General features: G+C 40.3%; 26 protein-coding genes. 4 read left to right on the top strand and 22 right to left on the bottom strand.

Annotated features, from left to right (window positions below; all coding sequences use genetic code 11):
- Positions 1-35 precede the first annotated feature (35 nt).
- The 4 genes from DFR59_RS09690 to DFR59_RS09675 all read right to left on the bottom strand — a co-directional run bounded on the left by DFR59_RS09690 (position 36) and on the right by DFR59_RS09675 (position 3826).
- Positions 36-1358: a TrkH family potassium uptake protein gene (locus DFR59_RS09690; protein ID WP_114745419.1), complete on the bottom strand. Its 1323-nt coding sequence runs from the start codon at positions 1356-1358 to the stop codon at positions 36-38.
- A gap of 78 nt (positions 1359-1436) precedes the next feature.
- On the bottom strand, positions 1437-2210 hold the full coding sequence (locus DFR59_RS09685) for an SDR family oxidoreductase (protein ID WP_114745551.1): 774 nt from the start codon (positions 2208-2210) through the stop codon (positions 1437-1439).
- 191 nt (positions 2211-2401) lie between these two features.
- A complete protein-coding gene (locus DFR59_RS09680) occupies positions 2402-3157 on the bottom strand; it encodes a CAP domain-containing protein (RefSeq protein WP_114745418.1) in 756 nt (251 codons plus the stop codon).
- 399 nt (positions 3158-3556) lie between these two features.
- Positions 3557-3826 carry a hypothetical protein gene (locus DFR59_RS09675; RefSeq protein WP_114745417.1) on the bottom strand — a complete coding sequence of 90 codons (270 nt, stop codon included), beginning with the start codon at positions 3824-3826 and terminating at the stop codon, positions 3557-3559.
- 74 nt (positions 3827-3900) lie between these two features.
- Here DFR59_RS09675 and DFR59_RS09670 point away from each other — a divergent pair, with 74 nt between their 5' ends.
- Complete coding sequence (locus tag DFR59_RS09670; RefSeq protein ID WP_114745416.1) at positions 3901-4140, top strand: DNA alkylation repair protein; 240 nt, start codon at positions 3901-3903, stop codon at positions 4138-4140.
- 50 nt (positions 4141-4190) lie between these two features.
- Here DFR59_RS09670 and DFR59_RS09665 read toward each other — a convergent pair whose 3' ends face one another.
- From DFR59_RS09665 to DFR59_RS09655, 3 genes are all read right to left on the bottom strand, one after another.
- Positions 4191-5810: an MDR family MFS transporter gene (locus DFR59_RS09665; protein WP_114745415.1), complete on the bottom strand. Its 1620-nt coding sequence runs from the start codon at positions 5808-5810 to the stop codon at positions 4191-4193.
- Between the two features lie 73 nt (positions 5811-5883).
- Positions 5884-6318, bottom strand: coding sequence for a MarR family winged helix-turn-helix transcriptional regulator (locus tag DFR59_RS09660; protein WP_114745414.1), 435 nt, complete (start codon positions 6316-6318; stop codon positions 5884-5886).
- Between the two features lie 101 nt (positions 6319-6419).
- A complete protein-coding gene (locus DFR59_RS09655; protein ID WP_245948436.1) occupies positions 6420-7382 on the bottom strand; it encodes a CobW family GTP-binding protein in 963 nt (320 codons plus the stop codon).
- 93 nt (positions 7383-7475) lie between these two features.
- Between DFR59_RS09655 and DFR59_RS09650 the strand changes: the two genes are divergently transcribed.
- Entirely contained in the window at positions 7476-8084 is a 609-nt protein-coding gene (locus tag DFR59_RS09650; protein WP_114745413.1) for a class I SAM-dependent methyltransferase, read from the top strand.
- 211 nt (positions 8085-8295) lie between these two features.
- Here DFR59_RS09650 and DFR59_RS09645 read toward each other — a convergent pair whose 3' ends face one another.
- The 5 genes from DFR59_RS09645 to deoD all read right to left on the bottom strand — a co-directional run bounded on the left by DFR59_RS09645 (position 8296) and on the right by deoD (position 13333).
- A complete protein-coding gene (locus tag DFR59_RS09645) occupies positions 8296-9252 on the bottom strand; it encodes an LCP family protein (protein ID WP_158538361.1) in 957 nt (318 codons plus the stop codon).
- Between the two features lie 120 nt (positions 9253-9372).
- On the bottom strand, positions 9373-10839 hold the full coding sequence (locus tag DFR59_RS09640; protein ID WP_211318543.1) for a lmo1851 family serine protease: 1467 nt from the start codon (positions 10837-10839) through the stop codon (positions 9373-9375).
- Positions 10840-10976: 137 nt separating this feature from the next.
- Positions 10977-11549, bottom strand: a complete 573-nt coding sequence (locus DFR59_RS09635; RefSeq protein ID WP_114745411.1) for a YitT family protein — start codon at positions 11547-11549, stop codon at positions 10977-10979.
- Between the two features lie 121 nt (positions 11550-11670).
- On the bottom strand, positions 11671-12522 hold the full coding sequence (locus DFR59_RS09630) for a D-alanyl-D-alanine carboxypeptidase family protein (protein ID WP_114745410.1): 852 nt from the start codon (positions 12520-12522) through the stop codon (positions 11671-11673).
- A gap of 109 nt (positions 12523-12631) precedes the next feature.
- The gene (gene deoD / locus DFR59_RS09625; protein ID WP_114745409.1) at positions 12632-13333 is read right to left on the bottom strand and encodes a purine-nucleoside phosphorylase; all 702 of its coding nucleotides are present in this window, start codon (positions 13331-13333) and stop codon (positions 12632-12634) included.
- A 140-nt stretch (positions 13334-13473) separates the two neighbouring features.
- Here deoD and DFR59_RS20250 point away from each other — a divergent pair, with 140 nt between their 5' ends.
- Positions 13474-13617, top strand: coding sequence for a hypothetical protein (locus DFR59_RS20250; protein WP_170137273.1), 144 nt, complete (start codon positions 13474-13476; stop codon positions 13615-13617).
- A gap of 47 nt (positions 13618-13664) precedes the next feature.
- Here the strand turns inward: DFR59_RS20250 and DFR59_RS09620 are convergent, their stop codons facing one another.
- Together DFR59_RS09620 and DFR59_RS09615 are read right to left on the bottom strand one after the other, a co-directional pair.
- Complete coding sequence (locus DFR59_RS09620) at positions 13665-13976, bottom strand: YodL domain-containing protein (RefSeq protein WP_114745548.1); 312 nt, start codon at positions 13974-13976, stop codon at positions 13665-13667.
- A 145-nt stretch (positions 13977-14121) separates the two neighbouring features.
- On the bottom strand, positions 14122-14295 hold the full coding sequence (locus DFR59_RS09615; protein ID WP_114745408.1) for a YozD family protein: 174 nt from the start codon (positions 14293-14295) through the stop codon (positions 14122-14124).
- Positions 14296-14452: 157 nt separating this feature from the next.
- On the opposite strand from DFR59_RS09615, the gene DFR59_RS20065 reads away from it, so the two are divergent.
- Positions 14453-14623: a hypothetical protein gene (locus DFR59_RS20065; protein ID WP_158538360.1), complete on the top strand. Its 171-nt coding sequence runs from the start codon at positions 14453-14455 to the stop codon at positions 14621-14623.
- On the opposite strand, the gene DFR59_RS09610 is transcribed toward DFR59_RS20065, so the two are convergent.
- The 8 genes from DFR59_RS09610 to DFR59_RS09575 all read right to left on the bottom strand — a co-directional run bounded on the left by DFR59_RS09610 (position 14598) and on the right by DFR59_RS09575 (position 22755).
- Positions 14598-15248, bottom strand: coding sequence for a hypothetical protein (locus DFR59_RS09610; protein ID WP_114745407.1), 651 nt, complete (start codon positions 15246-15248; stop codon positions 14598-14600). The genes DFR59_RS20065 and DFR59_RS09610 overlap by 26 nt on opposite strands.
- Before the next feature lie 139 nt (positions 15249-15387).
- Complete coding sequence (locus tag DFR59_RS09605) at positions 15388-15609, bottom strand: YozE family protein (protein WP_114745406.1); 222 nt, start codon at positions 15607-15609, stop codon at positions 15388-15390.
- Positions 15610-15689: 80 nt separating this feature from the next.
- Entirely contained in the window at positions 15690-15980 is a 291-nt protein-coding gene (locus DFR59_RS09600; protein WP_114745405.1) for a YokU family protein, read from the bottom strand.
- Positions 15973-17385 carry a lysine 2,3-aminomutase gene (kamA, locus tag DFR59_RS09595; RefSeq protein WP_114745404.1) on the bottom strand — a complete coding sequence of 471 codons (1413 nt, stop codon included), beginning with the start codon at positions 17383-17385 and terminating at the stop codon, positions 15973-15975. The genes DFR59_RS09600 and kamA overlap by 8 nt, the downstream gene beginning before the upstream one ends.
- A gap of 149 nt (positions 17386-17534) precedes the next feature.
- Complete coding sequence (locus DFR59_RS09590; protein WP_114745403.1) at positions 17535-18920, bottom strand: sigma-54 interaction domain-containing protein; 1386 nt, start codon at positions 18918-18920, stop codon at positions 17535-17537.
- A 49-nt stretch (positions 18921-18969) separates the two neighbouring features.
- Complete coding sequence (gene ablB, locus DFR59_RS09585; RefSeq protein ID WP_114745402.1) at positions 18970-19833, bottom strand: putative beta-lysine N-acetyltransferase; 864 nt, start codon at positions 19831-19833, stop codon at positions 18970-18972.
- Between the two features lie 115 nt (positions 19834-19948).
- Positions 19949-21367: an aldehyde dehydrogenase family protein gene (locus DFR59_RS09580; protein ID WP_114745401.1), complete on the bottom strand. Its 1419-nt coding sequence runs from the start codon at positions 21365-21367 to the stop codon at positions 19949-19951.
- 137 nt (positions 21368-21504) lie between these two features.
- The gene (locus DFR59_RS09575) at positions 21505-22755 is read right to left on the bottom strand and encodes a peptidase (RefSeq protein WP_114745400.1); all 1251 of its coding nucleotides are present in this window, start codon (positions 22753-22755) and stop codon (positions 21505-21507) included.
- Positions 22756-22758: the final 3 nt, after the last annotated feature.

The following is a 22758-nucleotide window of genomic DNA, read 5'->3' as shown; positions in this document are numbered from 1 at the left end:
TATCCGTTTGCCGGATATCCTTTTTATTTTATTTCTTAACCGGTCATTACCTCTTCACTTGGATATTTAAAATTGGCTTTGTTTGGTTTTGCGATCAAAAATGCCAATGTCAGCGGCCCCAGTTTGCCTGCAAACATTACCAATATGATAATGATTTTCCCGAGAAACGATAAGGAACCTGTCAGTCCCATCGTAACGCCGACGGTACCAAAGGCTGATACCACTTCAAACAAAACTTTCACGAAGGATGCTTTTTCTGTAATGTTCAATAGAAAGACCGCCAATACGACAATGGAAATACTCGTGATCGTTATGGCCAAAGATTTCATTACGATATTTGGTTTAATGGTCCTTTTAAAAATGAAGACATCATCTTTTCCTCGAATAAAACTTATTACAGCCAAACCTATAACCAAAAAAGTGGTAAGTTTTATCCCTCCTCCGGTGGAGGCGCTCCCTGCACCAATAAACATTAATATCAGGAAGAGAAATATCGTGGATTCGTCCATGCTGCCGATATCTATTGTATTGAATCCTGCAGTCCTTGTTGTAATGGCTTGGAAATAGGATGTCCATAGCTTTTCTCCAAGCGGCAAAGGACCAAGTGTTTTAGAATTGCCATATTCAAATAAGAAAATAAAGGCCATTGAAACAATATTGATCACTATCGTTGAAACAATCATCATTTTGGAATGCAGACTCAGTTTAGACCAGCGCCTTTTGATGAACATGTCCACTAAAACTGTAAACCCTAATCCGCCAATGATGATTAATGTCGTAATGACAATATTGACTGTGGGATCACCTGCAAATTGCGTCAGGTTATCGCTCCATAAAGCGAAGCCTGCATTATTAAAGGCTGATATGGCATGAAAAAAGCTGTCAAACAATCCTTCTTTCCAGCCGAATAAGGGAACCCAACGAAAGGCCAGAACCACCATGGCAATCAATTCAATCGATAGAGAAAAGAGAAATAAATATTTAACCAGCTTGATGACTCCACCTATATTAATTTGATTCAGCGCTTGCTGAATGACCATCCGCTGCTTAATCCCTATCTTTTTCCCAAGCATGATATAGATGAGGACCGCAAAGGACATAATGCCCAACCCCCCTAGCTGAATAAGGACGGCAATGATGATTTCCCCTATCCTGGTAAATGTTTCAGGTGTATCTACCGTTCCAAGTCCAGTGACAGTCATGGCGGAAGTGCTCGTGAAAATCGCATCAATCCACGTTATCGATTGTTTTGTAGAGAACGGCAGTTTCAGTAAGACTGCCCCTGCCAATATAAAAAAGCCGAAAATCAAAAATAATAGCTGCGAAGGACTTAGTTTAAGTACTTTTTGTTTTAACATCTCTCGTTTACCAGCTTTCCCCGAATTGTAAAAATCTCTTTTAACTATAAAAGTTTTATGGCCGCATTTGCAGTATGATTATTGGTAAAATACTTTTCCAAGTACGTCTTTTCCCCCCGTCACCGGGATGATGCTGCCAGTGATGAAATCCGACTCTTCACTGCATAAAAAAGCAACCACCCTGGCAATATCCCCTCCTGTCCCAGGTCTTCCAACTGGAACAGAAGAGTCCTCTTCAAGACGGGCTTCCTTGACTCCTTTTTCCTTCCATTCCCCAATGATATCCCCCGGACAGATCATGTTTGCCGTGATGCCATTAGCCGCTTCTTCCAAAGCAATCGTTTTAGTCAATGAAGCCAAGCCTGTCTTGGCAGCAGCAAACGCAGACCGGTAAATCCAGCCGGGAGCTGTTTCAACCCGGTCAAATCCAAATGTGACCACCCTGCCCCATTTATTTTCTCTCATTATTGGAAGAATTTCTTTCATCAAGTAAAACGCACTATTCAGGTTCCCGTTAATCAGATATTGCCACTCTTCCGCTTCGTATTCAGCCAACGCCTTACGTTCTTTCACATACGGTCCGGCATTATGTATAATGACATCGAGCGATCCAAAGCGTTTGTTGACGGACTTTACTAAATCAACGCAATCCATTTGTATTGAAATGTCGCCCTGAAAAGCCGCAGATTCAACACCGAATTCTTTTTCAATCGTTTCTGATAATTCTTCGGCATCTTTTTTACTTGTATTAAAGTTCAATGCTATATTGAATCCTTCTGCTGCCAATGCAAAAGCAGTCTTTTTCCCGATTCCTTTTGCACCGCCTGTGATAAATGCTGTTTTTCTCATCATGCATACCCTCTCCAACTTACCATTTATCTCTTTATTTTCTTTAAAGTAAACGACTTTTTCAACTTTTGATATTCCCTCTTTGATAAATAGTTTAACCAATTTTATCATATATGTATTTATTTATCCCTTTTTATGAAAAATAGAAAAAGCAGCCTGAAGAATCAGGCTGCTTTTGTGGCTCAGTTGTTAAATTATTTTCCGATGAATTCTTGTGTCCAATAGTGGCCGTTTTCTACATATCCAACACCAATGTGAGTATAGTTAGGGTTTAGAATGTTTTCACGGTGTCCTTGAGAGTTCATCCATGCGTTCACTACTTCTTGTGGAGTCTGCTGACCCATGGCAATGTTTTCACCTGCAGATTGGTAGCTGATGCCATACTTCTTCATCATATCAAATGGAGAACCGTAAGTTGGGCTCTGATGATCGAAGTAGTTGTTTTTCTGCATGTCGGCAGATTTGTCACGCGCCATTTTGCTCAAAGCAGTATCTACTTTAAGTGGAGATAATCCGCGTTGTGTACGTTCTTTATTAGTAAGATCCACTACTTGCTGCTCATAAGCACTTAGAGCACCATTTTGTGCAGACGTATCCTTGGAAGTATCCGCTGCTTTCTGTTGTGTTTGAGTTTGTTGTTGTGCAGGAGCTTCAGCCTTTTGTGTTTGTGGCTGTTGAACTTGCTTTGGTGCTTGTTGAGTTTGTTGAGCTTGAGCCTGTTGAGCTTGTTGTGGAAGCTGTACTTTATAATCTACATTATATTTAGAAAGAATATTTTGAAGCCAAGCATTTGCATCTTGGACATTATTTGTTTGATATTGATAAGTTTGTACTTTAGTAGCTTGTGGGCAATTTGTATTTGAAGCTGCATCAGCTTTCCCGATTCCAGCTAGTGGAGATGCTAATAATGCTAGAGATGCTGCTGCAGAAAGAAGTGTCTTTTTATTCATAATAATGAATTCCTCCCTTAGTGTTTGTTGTTTCTGTCTTGCTACAACAAAATCATATCATGCGTTTCTTGTAATATTATTGGGAGGAATTTCATATATCGCTTAAGTTGAATCATATTATTTGATTTTCATAGAAATAGATTTTAAGACTGGCTGTCAATGTCAGAAGAATACTAGGGTTTGAGAATATCGAGATGGAATGACTTACATTTCATCTAAAGTAAATAATACGAAGTGAATCCAGATTTTAACGAGAATCAAGTATTGACACATTCTCTGAAACGCAGGATATATTACTTATATTACACATCCATTACAAAAGTAACGTTTATTTACGGGTTTCCAAGCCGCTTTTAACATATTTCTCCTAAATTTTGCAAAATAACCATTTCATTTGATTTAGTTCTTTTTGATTTCTTCCAATACCTCAATATGCAGCGCCATTAAATCATATTTTTGAATGGTCGTAAGATTCGATTCCTTTACCCTTTTCATGGCAAAGTAAAACTTTTCTTCTTTAGTCTTACGAATCCGTGGATGGCTGTTCTCATCGAGCAGCTCTCTTTTAATCGCTTCTTCTAAAATTTCCATCGCTGAAAATTCCCCAGTCTCCAGAAGACGATTGTTCCATATGTTTCTATAGGCTGATAATAGTTCATCAAAGTTCATTACTGCATCCCCTTTTCACATAAAATTTTTATACAGTGAAATACTAACAAAAATACATATAGGAGGTTTTTAAAATGGCCACACCATATCGTTGTCCAAACTGTAAAACGAATAGAACACGCTTCAATATTATACAACAGGTCGCCCACCCGGTTAAACTGGATCCGCATACCGGAGATGTCTTACAGCAATACGAAAACAACGATCTTGAGCCGTTCCATATGGCTTATAAAGGTCCTGAGAATAAGATTCAATGTGCCGCATGTGGTCTTGTCGAGGATGAACTCACTTTTATCAAGTTCGGTGAGAACTAAATATGTATGTAGAAAAGTCCCCCGATCTAAAGGATCGGGGGACTTTCCATTTATTCAGCTTTTGCAACTTTGCTTTCTTCTTCTGCAGGAGTTTCACCTTTGTTGGACTGTCTCAAAGGGATTTCCTTCATGAATAAGGTCAAGATAAAGCCAGCACCAATGACGCATGCTCCAATTAGGAAAACATGAGTCAGGGAGTAGCTTAATGCTTCCCTTGTAAAAGCAAAGATTTGTTTTAAAATCGCCTGCATTTCAGGAGGGAAACCTTCTGTAGCTTTTTTCAATTTTGCGGGATCCATTAATAATTGAGGATCCTGAAGCGCCTTAAGCTTAGCTTTCATCGCTGGCGGTATGGCACCAGCTTGGCCGCTTTGCTGAGCTTCAGCAGCCAGTTCCTTCATTTTATCAGTCATTTTGGAATTCATGACAGTTCCCATAATGGCTACACCGATTGTTCCACCAATTTGTCTGAACAATTGGGAGGATGCCGTTGCAACACCCAGGAATTTATAATCCACTGCATTTTGAATGGTAAGTGTAAATACCGGGAAGCTCAGACCCAACCCAACTCCGACTGTAATCATATTAAGAATGGCAGTCGTGTTGGATGTGTCTGTTCCCATTCGTGATAGATCGAATAATCCAATTGTCATGATCAAGAGACCAATTAAAGCGATGATTTTATATTTACCTGTTTTAGTAATCAATTGTCCACCGATCGCGCTGGCAATAACCATGCTAAGCGTCATCGGCATCATCACAAGCCCTGACTTGGTAGCAGAAGTTCCAATGACTCCCTGTACGAACATAGGCATGTACATGATAGCCCCGAACATACCGGCTCCAAGCAAGAATCCAATCAAATTTGAAAGGGAGAAAACACTGTTTTTAAATAGTTCCAGAGGCAATACTGGATTTTTAACTTTTTTCTCTGTGAATAAAAATAGCAGTAATGAAACAACAGTACCGGCGAATAAACCGATGATCTGTACTGAAGACCACTCGTAGTCTTTCCCGCCCCACGTGAAGGCAAGTAGAAGCGGTACGATAGTCAACGTCAAGAATAGAGAGCCAAAATAGTCTATGGATCCACCTTGTTTCTTCACTTGGGAAGGGAACAGCGTCCAAATCATGATTAATGCTACTGCACCGAACGGCAAGAATACCCAGAAAACCCAATGCCAATCAGCGTTATCGACGATATAGCCGCCAAGTGTAGGACCGAACACACTGGCAAGACCGAACACAGCACTCATCAATCCTTGCCATCTTCCCCTTTCACGCGGTGAGAACAAGTCCCCTACAGCTGTAAAGGCTGTAGACATGATCATACCGGCACCAAATCCTTGGACACCACGGAAGATGATCAACTGGATGATTGTATCTGAAAAACCAGATAAGAATGAACCAATAGTAAAAATACCAATACCAATTAAAATAAATGGTTTACGTCCATATATATCAGACAGCTTCCCAACCAATACGGCTGTTATGGAGCTTGTAAGCATGTAAATAGTAAATACCCAGCTATAGTATGCCATCCCACCTAGATCGGCAATGATTCTCGGCAATGCTGTACCAACGATTGTCTGATTCAATGCTGCAAATAGCATGGCAGACATAATGGCAAGCATGATGAGAACTTTTTTACGTTTATCAAGATGTTCCATCAAGTGAACCCCCTAGTTTCTTTAGTGTATCAAAAAGTTAACCAACTGAATGATTATCCCACAAAAACAGCCATTATTCATGGCCATCAATTGTAAAATCTAATTTACTGAACAATTCAATCATGTCATCCACTTCATTATCAGTCCACAAATGGAAAAGTTCTTTGAAGTATTCGGATTTCAATGACTCAATTTTTACAATCAGTTCTTTTCCTTGATCCGTCAATGAGAGATGGACAACCCTTCTATCTTTAGCTGACCTCTGCCTTGTAATCAATTCCTTCTCAAAAAGGGAATCTGTGATGGTAGTAATATGGCTCGCGGAAACATCCAATGCTTTAGATAGGTCAGATGCTTTCACAGCACCTTCTTTCATATTTTTAAGCACAGCAAACTCATTTATGCTGACATACTTTCCCATGGTGCTGCGTAATTCATTTCTCATTTTCCTGAAGACTCTGCGGAACAAATTCTCCAGTTCAAATATTTTCTGATCATTCACTTTCATCGAACCTTTCCTTTATCAAATGCAAGTGCTGAAATACTTAACCTGGTGAACTATTACATGATAGTATTATATAAGGTGGCCGTCAAGCACTTTTTATTGACTCAAATATTTTCCTCATTATTTTCAAGTGCTGTTAATGATGCTTGCAAATGATTTTTATCCAAGCTTTCGCCTATAATCACCAAGTTCAATGGCATCATCATGTCTTCTTTAAAATATAGCGGCATTCCATAGGAGTATTGAAATAAGTATGGTTTATCTGAATGAGTGAATAATACGTACCCTTTCAATCTGTAAATCGTATCAGGCAATGATTTCAGCCAGTTTTCGAACGACTCCAGTTGAATAGGACCAGTAAATGTATGGACAAAAGATTGAAGCTTGAACTTCTCACCGATTGGAGATGGGTCATGTGTCATTATTTCTTTTTTCGCCACTTTGGAAAGAATGTCCAGATCGAAAGCAGAATGTTTTGTCAGCACAACAGTTGCATCGCTATTCAGCCCCTGAATTTCATAAACAAATGTACCATTTTCCATTTCACTTACTAAATCAATTTTGTTTAAAAGCACCAATCGTGCATTCCTTATTTGTTCGCGGAGTAAATGAAGAACTTGCGGGCTTAATTCGCTTCGATTTTTCCACCTTAATGCATCTACCGTAGTAATGATTCCTTCAAAGTCGAATTGATGAGCAAAAAGCGGAGACATGATCGAATCAACTACTTCAACCGGATGGGCCGCTCCTGTTGTTTCTATGATAAGTGTGTCAAATTGATACCGGTAAAGGAGTTCTTGCAGCTGAGCCTCCAATTTTTCCTGAATCGTACAGCAAATACAGCCATCCAATAATTCAGCTATTGGCGTTCCCTCTTCAACTGCCCCTGTATCGATAGAAACACTTCCCAGTTCATTCATTAAAATAGCAGGTGTTCTGCCATGATTCTTTTCATATTGGATAAAGTTACGCAGAAGGGTCGTTTTTCCGCTTCCAAGAAACCCTGCTAAAACATAAACTTTAATCTTTTTCATGATTTCACCATTTTCATCAATAGAATTTTTCATTAAATGCTCAAACGGTTATTGTATCCGAAAATTCCTTTTTTGGCAATTTATTATTGTCTGCTATAATGTATTTATGTTTAGAGGAGGACGGGTATGGAGTTTACAGGAGAACGAGTCATTCCGGAAAAAATGAAAATCACTAACGGACTTTTGTTGGAGCATATTGCACGATATCACTTTGCTATGCACTATGCAAAAGGAAGGGTGCTTGATTTGGCTTGCGGAGCCGGGTATGGATCTTCCATTGTAGCAAAAGCCAAAAAGAAAGAGATATCTGAATTACTGGCTGTGGATATTTCAGTTGAAACAATTCAATATGCTAAGCAGCACTATTATCATCCTTTAGTCAAATATGAAAAAGGAGATGCTGAAGATCCTGATTTACCAAATAAAATTGGCCTCTTCGATATGATTATGAGTTTCGAAACCCTTGAACATCTAGAGGACGAACAAGCATTCATGACGAATTTATTTCACTTGCTTAAACCAAATGGCACTCTCGTTATTTCTACACCGTTTGGAACAGGCAGAGGATATCCAACCAATGAACCTTTCCACATACATCAACTAAATGAAGATGAATTTGGCAGTCTTTTTAATGAGTATTCCAGTAAACAATTTTATTTTCAAAAAGGGGTTCTCGTTGAACCGAAACGAGATGGCATCCACTACCCTATTGGAATTGCCGTTTGCACTAAATAAGGCTATTTTCTTAAAGTTCGTTGCTTTTGAAATAAGAGACGGATATTTTATACAATAAAAACTGATAATAGCTAGAAAATAGCCTGGATACTTTATAGCAACGCAGCAAATAGCTAATCTCGCGTTAAAATCGGCAGTAAGATTTTAACAACTATGTTTACGAAAACAACTTTAATTAAAAAGGAGGGCTTTTGCCCCTCCTTTTTTATTTTCACTTAGCATCAGCCAATGAATCAGTTCCCAGAAATTGTTGAAGTGCTGCTTTGTTCAATTTTTCATCATATTGCAGCACGAGCCCTGCATGATCTGTCATTTTATCATTGAAGCTTTTATTCACTGGAATGCGAAGTGATTGAACATCTTGAATGGGATGGAGCATGATATTCATACCATATTCGATCATATTAGGGAAGGAAATATCCGTTTCAACTACTTCTTTCCCGCTCCTGATCATGGAAAGCATGGTGGAGACTCCTTTCCCTTTTTGCATCTTTTCCATTACTTTATCCTTTATTTTACTGATGACTTCCTGCTGCCTGTCGACCCTTCCAAAATCATTGTTTCCATCGTGTCGGAACCTTACATATTGAAGCAGCTCCTGGCTATGGAGATTGTGCTCCCCCGGGTTCATGTTCCAGTGAAAATATTTTATCATTTCAGGTGAAACATTTACTTTGATTCCTTCAGGTATTAATTCATCAATAAGTTTGGTGAATCCCTCAAAATTAATCAAGGCAACATGGTTTATTTTTATGCCGAAGTTTTTTTCAATGGTTTCTTTCATTAGGTCTTTTCCGCCCCAAGAATAAGCATGGTTGATTTTACTGTAGCCGTAGCCGGGGATATTCATATAGGAATCACGCATGATTGAAACAACTTTCATTTGATTACGTTCAGGATCATAGCGGGTTAGCATGATACTATCGGATCTCGCGGCTTCTTCATTCCGCTGGTCTGATCCTAATATAAGAATCGTAATCGGTTCTTTTTTTTGAGGCAGTATGGTTGAATCTTCAAGGATTGTCGGGATTTTTACGAATGTATTCTTCTGTTCATCGAGCTTGTCAGCTCCGGCTTCCTTTTCCCCAAAGTTGATGAGTCCAGGTTTCCAAGCCGTATACAGGCTGGCTAGTCCGATCAATATTAAAATCAGATAGACCTTGCGCATTTTTTCACCGCTTTCTTTTTTACCTATCTTCATTGTAGGGAAAGAAGCGGAATTCTATTCAAGACAGAATGAGGACGACAAAAAAATGCCCCGGCATAATTAGCCGAAGCACGTGCTGCTTTATTTCTTTTCTTTTTGCAAAACTTCAACTGCTTTTTTCACTTGGGTATCGTTTTGGAGGATCTTTTCGCGAACCTTTTCCATGAGGTCCATCGTCGACTCGCCTTTTAGGATCCCATCAGCAGACAATTTATTATTTTCCTGGAACTTCTTCACTGCATTTTCAGTGTTTTCATCAAAGTAGCCATCTACTTTTCCAGGATCAAGTCCAATTGCCTTGAGCATTTCCTCAGCTGCTTTTACTTCGCTTGAGACCATCTCTTTTTTCAATTCCTTATCTGGATTCAGATATGGCAGATTAGCGTAATCCGGCAGCTTTGCTTCCACGTCAGGCTTGATGCCTTTCGTATGGATCCAATCACCGTTTGGTGTCAGCCATTTAGCTGTGGTGAATTTAATATTGGAGCCATCATTGAAATCGGAAGCAGTCTGAACTGTTCCTTTTCCAAATGACTTTTCCCCAACCAACGGAATGTTTGCAGATTGACTGACAGCAGCTGCAAATATTTCTGATGCACTTGCACTTCCTCCATCGATAAGGACGGAGACAGGGACATCGATTTTCTTTCCGCCTTCAGCAGCGATTTTTTCCCTTTTTCCATTTCTGTCTTCCACTTGCAGGATCAACTTGCCTTCCGGAACGAAAAGGTTGGAGATTTTGATCGCTTGATCCAATAGACCTCCCGGATTTTGCCTTAAGTCTATGACTAGTCCCTTCATTCCCTGCTTTTCCATATCTGCAAGGGCATCCTGCAATTCTTTATAAGTATTTTCAGAGAAGCTTGTGATCTGGACTTTGGCAATGCCGTTATCCATCATTTCTGCATTCACTGTATTTAATGGGATATCATCCCTTGTAATTTTTATTTCTGTAGGTTCATCGCTTCCTGCCTTTTGTACAGTTAATGTAACGTCTGTACCTTTCTTGCCGCGAATCAGCATGACTGCATCTGTGGCACTCATACCATGAATGGATTTCCCGTCCACTGCCAGGATGATGTCGTTCGGCTTGATGCCAGCTTTTTCAGCAGGAGAGCCTTTAATTGGAGAAACAACTACAATATTTCCATCCTTCTCTTGAATTTCAGCTCCAATTCCCTGAAATGAGGAAGAAATGCTTTCATGGAACTTCTCCGCTTCTTCTTTTGTCATATAATCAGAATAGGGATCATCCAAGGATTCAATCATCCCGTTAATAGCGCCATTCACTAATTTATCCTGATCAATGTCTTTGTAATAGTCCTTTTTCAATTCATCGTATGTGTCATATAGTTTTTTAAATTCCGTTCTCTCCGGCACCCCAACATTTACTGCTTTTTCATCACCAAATGCCAATGCGAATGTTGTTATGCCCGCCGTTGCAAAAACAAGAAAAAACATTAGCATGACAAAGGAAAATTTCCGCATTTTTATATAACCCGAGTGGTTTTCTTGGGTTGGTTCAACTTCCTTTTTTTCATTTTCCATGACGTTCACCACTTTCGTTCCTGTATACAATGATGCGAAAAAAGGTCGGTCTTTTGCAAACATCGTTTTGTATAGAATAGCATGTTTCATTTCAATTTAACAATTAAAAAAGGATTAAAATCTCTTCACATACAAGTTTACTGCAATTTCATCGACATTATTGAGGTAACACATCCTACAGTGGAAACGGCCAGCAATGAGTATAGAAATGCATCTTTTCCTATAAGAAAAGCACCAGTTGTTATGATGGCTGCGTCCATGGTAAAGATGATCAAACCTACATTCCAGCCCTTTTTCCTACCGATTATCTGTGCGAGCAGGTCAACGCCTCCTGATGCTGCCTCTGCCCATAACAGCAGCCCAATGCCTAGTCCTACACAAACCCCACCGATAATTGCACTAATGATTATGGGGAATCTTACCCAGTATGAAACGGGCAACAATAAATCAATCAAGAAAGATGAAAGCAGCATTCCGTGGAGGCTGTTAAAAAACAAAGGACGATATGTAAACCATGCGATGATGTATAACGGAAGGCTTAGAACAATCATGCTGAGCCCAGGCTGAACATGAAAAACGTAGTGCATGATCAATCCCACTCCGATCATCCCGCCATCCAAAAGCTGATGCGGGACGAAAAAACCATTAATCCCGAATGCTATAAATAAACTGCCCGATAATAAAAGGAGTATTTTTCGAATGTTCGTCATCCCCTAAATGTTTGTCCATATAAACAATGTATGTTCGTATGGGACATTTAAGAAATGAAACATTCCAAGTGGAAATTCAAACTAAAAGGACAGGCTGCCCTGTCCTTTTTCAAATAGATTTTTATACTTTCTTTACATGCTGGAAATATTCTTCAAGCGTCCAATTGTGGGAATAAATTTCGGCTGCCGCTTTTTCCCCTACATAACGGAAATGCCATGGTTCATACTCATAGCCTGTAATAGACTCTTTTCCTTTGGGATAGCGAAGGATAAAACCATATTCATGTGCATGCTCCCTTAGCCATTTCCCTTCAACTGTCTGTTCAAAATGTTCAGTAAGGAGCATATTTTCTCCCTTGCATGTAATATCCATCGCAAGACCTGACTGATGCTCGCTTTCTCCAGGGATGGCTACAGCCTGTACTGCTTTTTCTTCCCCGACGCTTTTAATCTCTGCTTTTAAGAGTGCATCCTGCCTGCTGTAGGAACGGTATCCTGATGCAGCATACAATTCTATGCCTTCTTTTTTGGCACCAGAGAACATTTTTTCTAAGTGTGAAGCTGCCTCTGCTCTCATATGGCTTTTTTCTATATCTTGCCCGCCGAATGAAAAGGCAACATGCGGGCGAACAAGATCTGCTGGAATATAATCGGAAGGAAGGGTGTATTCCTTGTTCACCAACGCTAGAACATTGGAAGAATTTTGAATGATCTTCTTTCCATCTACTTCTTTGATATCGTTAAATTGTTCTTCATTCAGGACCAGGCCAGTCGGCACCTCTTGATTGTCCTTTTGATTTTGTTCTTCTCCAGATCCGTCTGAAGGTGCATTTTGATTTTGACTTGAATTTGTTTGGGTTGCTGGACTTTCCTGTGGTTCTGCTGAATGCTCTCCCGTAAGCTTGTCCAAGTAAGGTACGCTGCATCCGCTTAGAAGCACTGCAGCTGAAGTCAACATAATTATGCGTTTCATTACCATTCACCTTTTTTCTCTTTCAAATTTCAACTATACCATCATAACATGGAGGCAAAAAAAGAAAAGCATGAAAAAGGACCCGTCCATTGGACAGATCCTTTCCATTTTACTTAATCGCTGCTTCTAATGCCACTTCAATCATATCATTGAAAGTTGTTTGTCTTTCCTGGGAAGTCGTTTCTTCCCCTGTGATGATGTGATCGCTGACAGTCAAGACAGAAAGAGCATTTCTGCCGTATTTAGCTGCAAGAGTATAAAGGGCTGAAGTTTCCATTTCTAATGCTAAAATTCCATATTGCGCCCATTTTTCATGGTCTGCATTATCGTTATAGAACATATCTGCAGTGAATACATTACCCACTTTCAGGTTCAAGCCTTTTTCGACACCTGAATCGTATGCACGCTTCAACAAGTCGAAGTTAGCTGTAGGAGAATAATCAATTCCTCCAAATGTCAAACGGTTCATTTGAGAATCTGTAGAGGATGTCATCGCCAAAATGACGTCTCTGACCTTAACATCTTTTTGGATTGCTCCGCAAGTACCTACACGGATTAGATTTTGCACATTATAACTCTGCATTAATTCGTTGATATAAATGGAAATGGACGGTACACCCATTCCTGTGCCTTGAACAGAAATGCGATGGCCCTTATATGTTCCAGTATATCCAAACATATTGCGGACTTCATTGTAGCAGACTGCTCCTTCAAGGAAAGTCTCAGCAATGTATTTTGCACGTAAAGGATCCCCTGGAAGCAGGACCGTTTCCGCAATTTCATTTTCTTTTGCACCAATATGTATACTCATTCTTTATTCCTCCTTGAAAATGATCAGCAGGACAATTGTAAGCTTTTTTCGCCCGACATGCAATATTTGGCGGCGAGTTGTCCCTTTAGACCGGGTACAATAATAAGGCAATGAATCATTAAAAGTTTGGAGGAATCGTATTGGGAAAAAAACACCGTAACAGAATCAATGGCCAAAAGAAAAACAACCATATACCCGCTGACCAAATAGTGGCAGAACATGAAGCCCATGCAAAAGAAAACACTTCGGATAAAAGGAAAAATGGTCCAGGGCATCAGTATTAACCCGAAATTAATAAAATAAAGCCAGAGCAGCAATAGCTCTCTGGCTTTTAACGCAAATGAACGCGGTTTATCTTCTTCCATCCGCCTGATTTCAATTGAAAGTAATGCTGTCCACCCCTATATTCATCAATTAATACTATATCTCCCGTCCCCATGAAACGTCCTTCAAATTCCTTTGGCATCAAATCAGGCACACTGAATTTTTTAAACAAGTAATTTAATGCTTCTTCATGGCTTCTGGATGAAATAATTGTCCTGTATACTTGGCTGTACCCTTTTTCCTGTCCGTATTCCGGTGTTTGAAACAATGTTAAATCCATTTCCTTTTCCAATGCCCTCCGGATCTTCAACTTTTCCATCAATGCCAATTTCAGCACCTCCAATTTTCACCTTTACAAAACAATTCAAAACAGACAGCGTCGAATCCTTTATCAAAATCCCACTAGTTTTGTCGAGTAATGAAAAAAGGCGCCTCCCCGTCTGGAGAAGCGCCTTGATTATCTTTTATCCAATTTCTTCCTCTTCATCTATGATGCACTTTTCAATCAAGTAATCGAACGTAATATCTGCAATCTCTTCCAGTTCCTCTTCTGTAGGGACAAAGCCCCTCTTTACAAGTTGATGAAGGAAGAATTCTGCAATTTCTTCTGTATCAATATACACTTCAATTTCCCGCATCATGTCGCCCCCTATGATTACTGGATAAGATTTTTATTATTGTTGCCAAGTTTCTATAAAATGTATGTTCAAGCCATGTTGGTTATGCAGAAATCAGTCATTTTTCCCTTGGACAAGCATATGGTATAACATCACACTTCTTCAGGAGGAATGTTGGATGAAAAAGGCTGCCTTAACAATCGACGCCATTTGCAATGATCTCGGAAACCCGGAAGGATACATACTGAAATATATAGAAAAATTCTTATCAATCCTATTTAAGGTTTTTCTGGCGGCTTCCATTCCTGCTGCTATTTATATAATCAATGCTTTTCTTGCCCTTCATTAAAAATGGAGGAGAGATTCTTTAACTGCTGCAGGGTACTTTTTTGTTTTTGTTTATATACCGGATCTTTGAACATGGCATATAATATTTGATAATCATTAAAGGTATCCAAAAGCCTATCAATATTAACATGGTGATTTTTCGGCGGCGCAGGCAATAGCGCTGTTTTTTTCTGCGGGTATATCCTCCCATACTTTTTCACGACGGCATCGGCATGCTCAGAATCAGCAATCAATATTATTTCATCTTCATCCGCTTCAAGCCACTCGCCATCAATCAACCTTGTGAGCTCATAAATGATATCTTCCCATGCGTCTTCTTTATACCGCCAGATTTCAGTCCTGAAACCTACCACTTTAAATAGATCATTTCCATATCCTTTTACTTGAACAAGGTCTCCGAAAAAAAATTTATATTCAATATCAATTTGTTCGCCATCCACTACATTACCTTCATACTCTGATAAAAGGATCAGACTCTGCTCCGTAAAGAGCCCTTCATTATAATTCACTTCATAAAGAAATTGATTATCCAATTCCTTTATGTTCGTTACTTTTCCCACTGTACCGTATAGAGTGACAACAATCGTATCGCCTATTTTGAATTTTGGCGGCTGCTGATTATTCATATCCTCCCGTCCCCTTTATGATTCCCGACATAAAGATATTTTTATTTATTATATGCAGCTATAAAAATTCCGCTTACTGAAAAGGAAAAAAACTATAGTAAAAAAAAAGAACCACCCATATTGGGCGGTCCATAATCAATCATGACTCTGAAAGGATATACAATTCCCAAGCTTCGTCAAAGATGGACATGGATTTAAGATATTGGCCATTCAACTCCAAATAGCCGCTTAATTCATGGTAATCCTTTGACCCTTTTGGGAATGCATGGTCATCGTATGCATCATTTGCAAAAACAGAGATATCATCCTTCGGTTCAGGATGCCTGTATTTCAGTAAAAAATGATAAAATGATTTATTCATAACAAACGCCTGCCTAAAAAAGTGTCTTTCATATTATCCTAAACTATAACGCAATGAGGACTGGCCGTAAAGCTATGTGATCACTGCGTAAAATCGAAATAGTTCCTTTTTAGGAGTCTAGGCATCTTCATTAATTCTTCATACAATACTGTTTTTCCGAGCTTCGACCGATCAATCAGGAACAATTGATCCTCAATTTCTTTGACCATTGCTTCCTTTTGATATTCCATTCCGCATGAGACGCAGCATGCAGTGGGTGTCTCCTTTATTTCAACTGCCCTCGTTCCTTCCGGCAGTTCCCAATAAACAGATCTTTTTTCCATTTTCACATCGCCGCTTCCGCACCACTCACAGGATAATTTTTCACTCATTCGCAGGCTTCTCCTTATGATCCATTTTTGCCATCTGTGCTTTGTATTTCTTGTCCTTCAACACATCTCTTTTCTCGCGATAATCTTTCAATGATGAATGCTCCGGATTCTCTACATACGCCTTTCTGCGATGAATTCGGTTTATCCCTTCAGGTATGAGTGTCATTGCCTTGTCTTTCATCAATCCTGCAATGCCGGCTGTTGATTCGTATTCATCCATTTCCGGGTAAATCCCCCTAAAATAATCATCCGCCAGCCCCGGAGTATAATTTTCTGGTTCCGGATAAGTTGTAATGACACCTTCAAAATTCCTCAAAACCACTTTATCAGCACTTTGGGAAATCAAATAGTTTGGCTGAAGTGAGATTTTCCCTCCCCCTCCAGGTGCATCTACCACGAAAGTCGGTACTGCATACCCGGACGTATGACCCCTGAGCCCCTCAATGATTTCAAGGCCTTTCGAAACCGGTGCCCGAAAATGACCGATTCCTTCGGATAAATCACATTGATAGATGTAGTATGGACGCACTCTGATTTTAACCAGATCATGCATAAGTTTTTTCATGATGGCAACGCTGTCATTGATGCCGGCAAGGATAACAGATTGGTTGCCTACCGGCACTCCTGCATTTGCGAGCATTTCACATGCCTTTTTCGACTCTTCTGTTATCTCAATAGAAGTATTGAAGTGTGTATTGAGCCAAATAGGATGATATTTTTTCAGGATATTACAGAGATTTTCTGTGATTCTCTGCGGGAAGACGACCGGAGCGCGTGTACCGATCCTGATAATTTCAACATGATCGATTTCTCTCAAATTCTTCAATACATATTCAAGAATTTGATCATTGATCAAAAGTCCGTCTCCTCCTGAAATAAGGACGTCCCTGACCTGAGGTGTATCCCTTATATAAGAGATGGCCGCATCCAGCTGTTTTTTAGGAACCCCCATTCCAATCTGTCCGGAAAATCTTCTCCTGGTGCAATAGCGGCAATACATTGAGCATTGATTGGTTACAAGAAACAGGACTCTGTCTGGATACCTATGTGTCAATCCAGGGACAGGTGAATCCTCATCTTCATGCAGCGGATCTTCCAAATCGTATTTTGTCTTGTGAAGTTCATTGGATACCGGGACAGACTGCATCCTGATTGGACACCTGACATCATCCGGATCCATCAATGAGGCATAATAAGGGGTAATGTTCAACGGAATTGTTTTGGTTGAAATCTTTACGCCTTCTTCCTCATCTTCAGTCAAATTCACAACTTTTTTTAAGTCATCCAGTGTGCGGATGGTATTGGTCAGCTGCCATAGCCAATCATTCCACTGCTCCTCCGTAACATCCTTCCATAATTCAATATCTTTCCAATGCCTCTTTGGTTTAAATAAATTGAATTTCATTCCCATCCCTCCAAATCCTGCTTGCTTATTACTATGCAAGTATCATGCCAACGCGGCTATTCCGTTGAAATTAACCTATGTAGGCATTGGAATTTGGTGAATAGGAAGAAAAAGAAATAAGACCGCCGGAAAATTGGCAGTCTTATGTATTATTTCATTTGATATTTTTTTATTTTGTACTGAAGAGTCTGACGGGGAATACCTAATAGTTCTGCTGTCTTAGAAATATTATGTTCCCCCTTGTCGAGCGCCTTCTTAATGTACTCTTTTTCAGCTTCCTGCAAGTATTGATTTAATGGGGGCAGCTCTTGCCTCTCCATTGTCACAGTGTGATTCCCTTTATGGAATGTTGGAGGCAAATCCTTTTCAAACAATATACTTGTCTCTGCAAAATTCATCATGTATTCTATCGTATGTTTCAATTCGCGGACATTCCCTGGCCAATTATAATTGAGGAATTTCTTTTCGAGCCCATCGTCTATTCGACTGATTGATTTAGTCAAAGAAGAATTAAAAAAATCGATAAAGGCCTTTGAAAGTATTTTAATATCTTCTTTTCGTTCACGGAGCGGAGGAAGAAAAAATGAAAGGACATTCAAACGATAATAGAGATCGGGCCTGAGTTTCCCTTCTTCCATGCCATCATGGGGCTCAATGTTCATTGCCGCCATTACTCTGACATCAATATCAATCGTTTTGGCTGAACCAAGCCTGCGTATTTTCTTTTCTTCCAGCACACGGAGCAGTTTTGCCTGCAATTCCAGCGGCATGGCGTGCAATTCATCTAAAAAAATCGTTCCTCCATTAGCCAGTTCAAATAATCCAGGTTTTTCTACAGCACCGGTATAGCTTCCTTTAGAAGTACCAAAAAGAATGCTGTCAAGCAATGTTTCCGGCAAGGAAGCACAGTTTTGCGCGATAAATGGTCTATTTGAACGGTTTGATGCTTGATGGATGGATTGCACGAACAATTCCTTTCCAACACCACTTTCCCCATAAACCAATATGGGGGAGTCTGACCAAGATGCCTTTTGCGCCATATGTATCTGTTGTTGAAAATAAGGATCACTGGTGATGATATCACTAAATGTATAGAGCCTATTGGAGGATGGGGCGATTGCTATACGTCCATTCTTTTTTATAGTCTGAAGCTCTAACAGCTGTTCAGCCATCTTCTTCAGCTTCGTATAATCTTTTGCAATTTCAACGGCGCCGATCAGTTTTTCATTTATATATAAAGGAAATGTCGTATTGACGGTTTCTATTCTTGTTCCATGGATATTTTCATATGATTGCGGCACATCTTTTATTGTCTGACCCGTTTTAATGACCTTTAACAATGTGCTGGAATCCTCAGATAAAGTGGGGAATACTTCAAATATGTGTTTTCCGATTACTTCTTCTGCCCGCACCCCATCATTTGCAGCAGCAATTTCGTTATAAAATATTGTATTGCCTGTAATATCGATAGCGTGGATCCCTTCATCAATGCCATTTATGATCGATTGGAATATTCCGTGCCAGCTTGTCTCCATAATTAACACCTGCCCTTTTTAATCTATATGAGCAGGTGCCGGATTTTAGTCATGTTCCTGCCGAAAATCCGGCAGTGCTTAAGTTTTTCTCCCATACATTCATATCTTCAAGCTTGTCATAGATATAGCAGTTATTTTTCAGTCTCCCTCTATATTCATACCCAAGCTGATAGAATGCCATATTCATCCCAAAGGATAAGGACCTGGCAATCGTGTAGCTGCAGAATATCTGTTTATTCCTCAGTTCTTCCTCCAAGGCAGCTAAGATGTACTTCATCAGGCCACCTTTCCGATAATCGGGGTCGGTGGCACAATCGGTAAGCTCCGCATTATGATAAAACTGGTTGATTTCAGCTGATGCTGCACTAATGAGCTGGCCGTTTTTTTCAGCGCAGTAAAAGATTGTGCCATCCATCATGGACTTTTTCACGTATTCGGGATCATGAATCGGAACAGGATAAATGGCAAAAACCTTTTTATATAAATTTGAAAGGGATTCTGAGTCTGACAGTTCAGCTTTTCTGATATTGATGGACAAATCCATTAATTTGGCTATAGGCTTCACTTCTGAATCGAGGACTTGCTGGACGATTTTCTCCTCTTCTTCCCAAAAAGGGTCGTGCTGCCTTTCTGCAGTATTATATTTCACAAAAAAATAAGCAGGACTTCCATTAAAGTAGTTATCTATCATAGCTTCCATCATATATCCATGAGATAACAAAAACTTCATGTCTTCCTGCTTTGATTTAATGATCAATTTTTCATATTTGGTCCCATCCTGCGAGGTTAGGTATGTCAAAAGTGAAGACATTTTTCCGACATACTCATCAACACGAATCCTTTTATTCACTTCATCCAAGTAAACGGATGCACCAAAATCTATGTCTTTATGCCAGAATGAAATCTGCTCCATTCTCCCCATCCCTTCAAAAAAACTGACCCACTTTGCTAAAAATGATGGTTACAGTTCGAAGGATCTGCAAGTCCCGGCAGTCATTTTCAACATGGTGAGTCAGTCTGAATCAATATTATAGTTTAAAGCTGACTAATTTCAGCTCAAGCATCTCTTCAACAGCATATTTTATGCCTTCACGTCCCATACCGCTTAGCTTCACGCCGCCGTATGGCATTTGATCAACACGGAACGTCGGAATTTCATTGATCATTACACCGCCGACATGCAGTTCATTGGCTGCTTTGAATGCCTTTTGGACATCCTTTGTAAAAACCCCAGCCTGAAGACCATAATCGGAATCATTGACCATCTCAATAGCTTCATCAAAACTCTTGAAAGCATTGATATGGACGACTGGTGCAAATACTTCTGCACATGAAACCTTCTCATCCAATGGTACATTCAGAAGTACAGTAGGCTCCAGGATTTCATCATTCACTTCCCCGCCGGCAGCCAATTCTGCACCTTTTGCCACTGCACTGTCGATCCATTCTTTTGCCCGTTTGACATCATCTTTGGAAATCATGGCTGATACATCAGTATCATCTTCAAGAGGGCTGCCAATTTTCAATTTCTTTGTTTCATCCTTTATTTTCTCTACGAACTCCTCATATAGAGATTCATGGACAAACACTCTTTGTACTGAAATGCATACTTGACCCTGGTAGGAGAATGCACCTGTAACGATACGGGGAACAACCTCATTCAAGTCTGAATCTTCGTCGACTACCACGGCAGAATTCGATCCCAATTCAAGTGTGACTCGTTTCAAACCGGAATTCTCCCTGATCCATTGGCCTACAGAAGGACTCCCTGTGAATGTGACCATTTTGATCCGTTCATCAGATATCAAAATCCCCCCAATCTTCTTCCCGCTCCCCGTTATGACATTCAATGCTCCGGCAGGCAGTCCGGCTTCATGAAAATATTGAGCAATCTTATAGGAAGAGAGCGGTGTCTGCGTAGCAGGCTTCAGGACTACAGCGTTTCCTGCAGCAATAGCCGGCCCGACTTTATGGGCAACGAGATTCATCGGGAAATTAAATGGGGTGATGGCCGCAATCACTCCAAGAGGTTCTTTGACTGTATAGCCCATTCTCCCTTCACCGCCCGGGGCTGCATCCATCGGGATAGTCTCCCCATAGATTTTTCGCGCCTCAATGGCTGCAAATTTATAGGTCATGATCGTGCGGTCCACTTCTGCACGGGCAGCTTTCATCGGTTTAGAAGCTTCCCTAGCGATAATTTTTGCACATTCCTCTTTATCCTTTTCAATCATTCCTGCCACTTTATCAAGGATTTCCGCCCGCTGATGAGCTGGCATCTTTTTCATTTTTTCAAATGCACTTTGAGCAGCAGCTACAGCAGATTTCACTTGTTCCTCTTCTGCCACAGCCACTTCCGCAATCTTGGACTGTCCATAGGGCGAAACCAATTCAGAATATTGGCCAGTCCCTACCCCTTCACCGTTGATCCATAAATCTTGTTTCATCTTCATCCTCCTCTTGCAAAATCTAGAATAGAATCGATAATGAAAAAATTGATATTCCTGGTTAAATCATATCATGAACGAAGGCAGGAGGTATTTCTCCACGCTTACTGTTTACCCATTCTTAGATCATTCATTCCTCACTTGCACCATTGCCAAATCGCCAAGGCTATGACTTCTGCAGCTTCAAATACTTTTTTCAGTTCAATGAATTCATTCGCTTCATGTGCTGCTTCGGTTGTCCCAGGACCAAACACAACCACTGGTATGTCTCCGCCTTTTGAAAGGATGCCGCCGTCAGTCCCCCACGGGGAAGCTTCAATGACAGGTTTAACCCCATAAATATTGGAGTAGGCATTTTCCATACAGTCAAGGAAAGGATGATTGATATCAAGATCCCCCGGCTGCCACCTGCCCCCGAACCATTCTAGTTTAGGGGGATGTGCCAGCAGCCACTCATCTTCATTTATAATGGAAGCGAGACATTCCTCCATTTCTTTTTCAGCTGCTTCCATGGATTCAGAAGGTGCCACGCCCATTCTTCCTTCGATGATGGCCGTATCAGGAACAGATGATGGCCACGAGCCGCTATTGATCTTCCCAATATTGATTGGTATCGGTATCGGGATATCTTTAAAGAGGGGATCATTTATTCTGTCATTTCTAATAGTTTCAAGATTTTGCAAAGCAGAAATGACATTCAGGGATTTTTCAATGGCATTGACCCCTTCATATCTTGTGCCGCCGTGGGCAGATTTACCTTTAATTGTAATTCTGAACCACATTGACCCCTGCTGCTTAATGAACATTTTCATATTTGTCGGTTCAGGAATGATTGCCCCGTCTGCTTTATAGCCTCTTAGGAGCGCTGCAAGTGTACCTGCCCCACCGCTTTCTTCCTCTATCACACTTTGGAAAATAACATCCCCTCTCAAGGTTACGTCCAATTCTTTTAACGCTTGAATAGCCAGTAAAAGAGAGACACTTCCCCCTTTCATATCTGTAGAACCCCGTCCATATAGCTTTCCATCTTTAATCATCCCGCTATACGGGTCATTCCTCCAATCCTTTTCATCACCCTCAGGTACTACATCGATGTGGCCATTTAAGATGATGGACCTTCCGCCACCTTTTCCTTTCCACACTGCACAAATATTTGGATTACCCTCAAAGCTGTCTCGATCGCAGCGGAAAAATGCATGATGTTCCAATTCTTTTCGATTGAGATCCCATATATCCAATTCCAATCCCAATTCCCGGCATTTCTCAATCATTACTGCTTGTGCGTTATATTCATGACCTCTGATGCTTCTTTCCTGTACCAGTCTCTGCAGAAGTTTTGTACCCATATCAACATGTTCTGACATCCATTTTTTAATTTGACGCTGCACTAT

Origin of the sequence: Falsibacillus pallidus (assembly GCF_003350505.1) — a bacterium.
GTDB lineage: Bacteria > Bacillota > Bacilli > Bacillales > DSM-25281 > Falsibacillus > Falsibacillus pallidus.
This window is presented reverse-complemented; position numbering and strand designations above follow the sequence as displayed.

Coding starts and splice junctions, on each gene's coding strand:
- DFR59_RS09690 (WP_114745419.1), bottom strand. CDS start 1,358: ATGTTAAAACAAAAAGTACTTAAACTAAGTCCTTCGCAGCTATTATTT.
- DFR59_RS09685 (WP_114745551.1), bottom strand. CDS start 2,210: ATGATGAGAAAAACAGCATTTATCACAGGCGGTGCAAAAGGAATCGGG.
- DFR59_RS09680 (WP_114745418.1), bottom strand. CDS start 3,157: ATGAATAAAAAGACACTTCTTTCTGCAGCAGCATCTCTAGCATTATTA.
- DFR59_RS09675 (WP_114745417.1), bottom strand. CDS start 3,826: ATGAACTTTGATGAACTATTATCAGCCTATAGAAACATATGGAACAAT.
- DFR59_RS09670 (WP_114745416.1), top strand. CDS start 3,901: ATGGCCACACCATATCGTTGTCCAAACTGTAAAACGAATAGAACACGC.
- DFR59_RS09665 (WP_114745415.1), bottom strand. CDS start 5,810: ATGGAACATCTTGATAAACGTAAAAAAGTTCTCATCATGCTTGCCATT.
- DFR59_RS09660 (WP_114745414.1), bottom strand. CDS start 6,318: ATGAAAGTGAATGATCAGAAAATATTTGAACTGGAGAATTTGTTCCGC.
- DFR59_RS09655 (WP_245948436.1), bottom strand. CDS start 7,382: ATGAAAAATTCTATTGATGAAAATGGTGAAATCATGAAAAAGATTAAA.
- DFR59_RS09650 (WP_114745413.1), top strand. CDS start 7,476: ATGGAGTTTACAGGAGAACGAGTCATTCCGGAAAAAATGAAAATCACT.
- DFR59_RS09645 (WP_158538361.1), bottom strand. CDS start 9,252: ATGCGCAAGGTCTATCTGATTTTAATATTGATCGGACTAGCCAGCCTG.
- DFR59_RS09640 (WP_211318543.1), bottom strand. CDS start 10,839: ATGGAAAATGAAAAAAAGGAAGTTGAACCAACCCAAGAAAACCACTCG.
- DFR59_RS09635 (WP_114745411.1), bottom strand. CDS start 11,549: ATGACGAACATTCGAAAAATACTCCTTTTATTATCGGGCAGTTTATTT.
- DFR59_RS09630 (WP_114745410.1), bottom strand. CDS start 12,522: ATGAAACGCATAATTATGTTGACTTCAGCTGCAGTGCTTCTAAGCGGA.
- deoD (WP_114745409.1), bottom strand. CDS start 13,333: ATGAGTATACATATTGGTGCAAAAGAAAATGAAATTGCGGAAACGGTC.
- DFR59_RS09620 (WP_114745548.1), bottom strand. CDS start 13,976: ATGGAAAAGTTGAAGATCCGGAGGGCATTGGAAAAGGAAATGGATTTA.
- DFR59_RS09615 (WP_114745408.1), bottom strand. CDS start 14,295: ATGCGGGAAATTGAAGTGTATATTGATACAGAAGAAATTGCAGAATTC.
- DFR59_RS20065 (WP_158538360.1), top strand. CDS start 14,453: ATGAAAAAGGCTGCCTTAACAATCGACGCCATTTGCAATGATCTCGGA.
- DFR59_RS09610 (WP_114745407.1), bottom strand. CDS start 15,248: ATGAATAATCAGCAGCCGCCAAAATTCAAAATAGGCGATACGATTGTT.
- DFR59_RS09605 (WP_114745406.1), bottom strand. CDS start 15,609: ATGAATAAATCATTTTATCATTTTTTACTGAAATACAGGCATCCTGAA.
- DFR59_RS09600 (WP_114745405.1), bottom strand. CDS start 15,980: ATGAGTGAAAAATTATCCTGTGAGTGGTGCGGAAGCGGCGATGTGAAA.
- kamA (WP_114745404.1), bottom strand. CDS start 17,385: ATGAAATTCAATTTATTTAAACCAAAGAGGCATTGGAAAGATATTGAA.
- DFR59_RS09590 (WP_114745403.1), bottom strand. CDS start 18,920: ATGGAGACAAGCTGGCACGGAATATTCCAATCGATCATAAATGGCATT.
- ablB (WP_114745402.1), bottom strand. CDS start 19,833: ATGGAGCAGATTTCATTCTGGCATAAAGACATAGATTTTGGTGCATCC.
- DFR59_RS09580 (WP_114745401.1), bottom strand. CDS start 21,367: ATGAAACAAGATTTATGGATCAACGGTGAAGGGGTAGGGACTGGCCAA.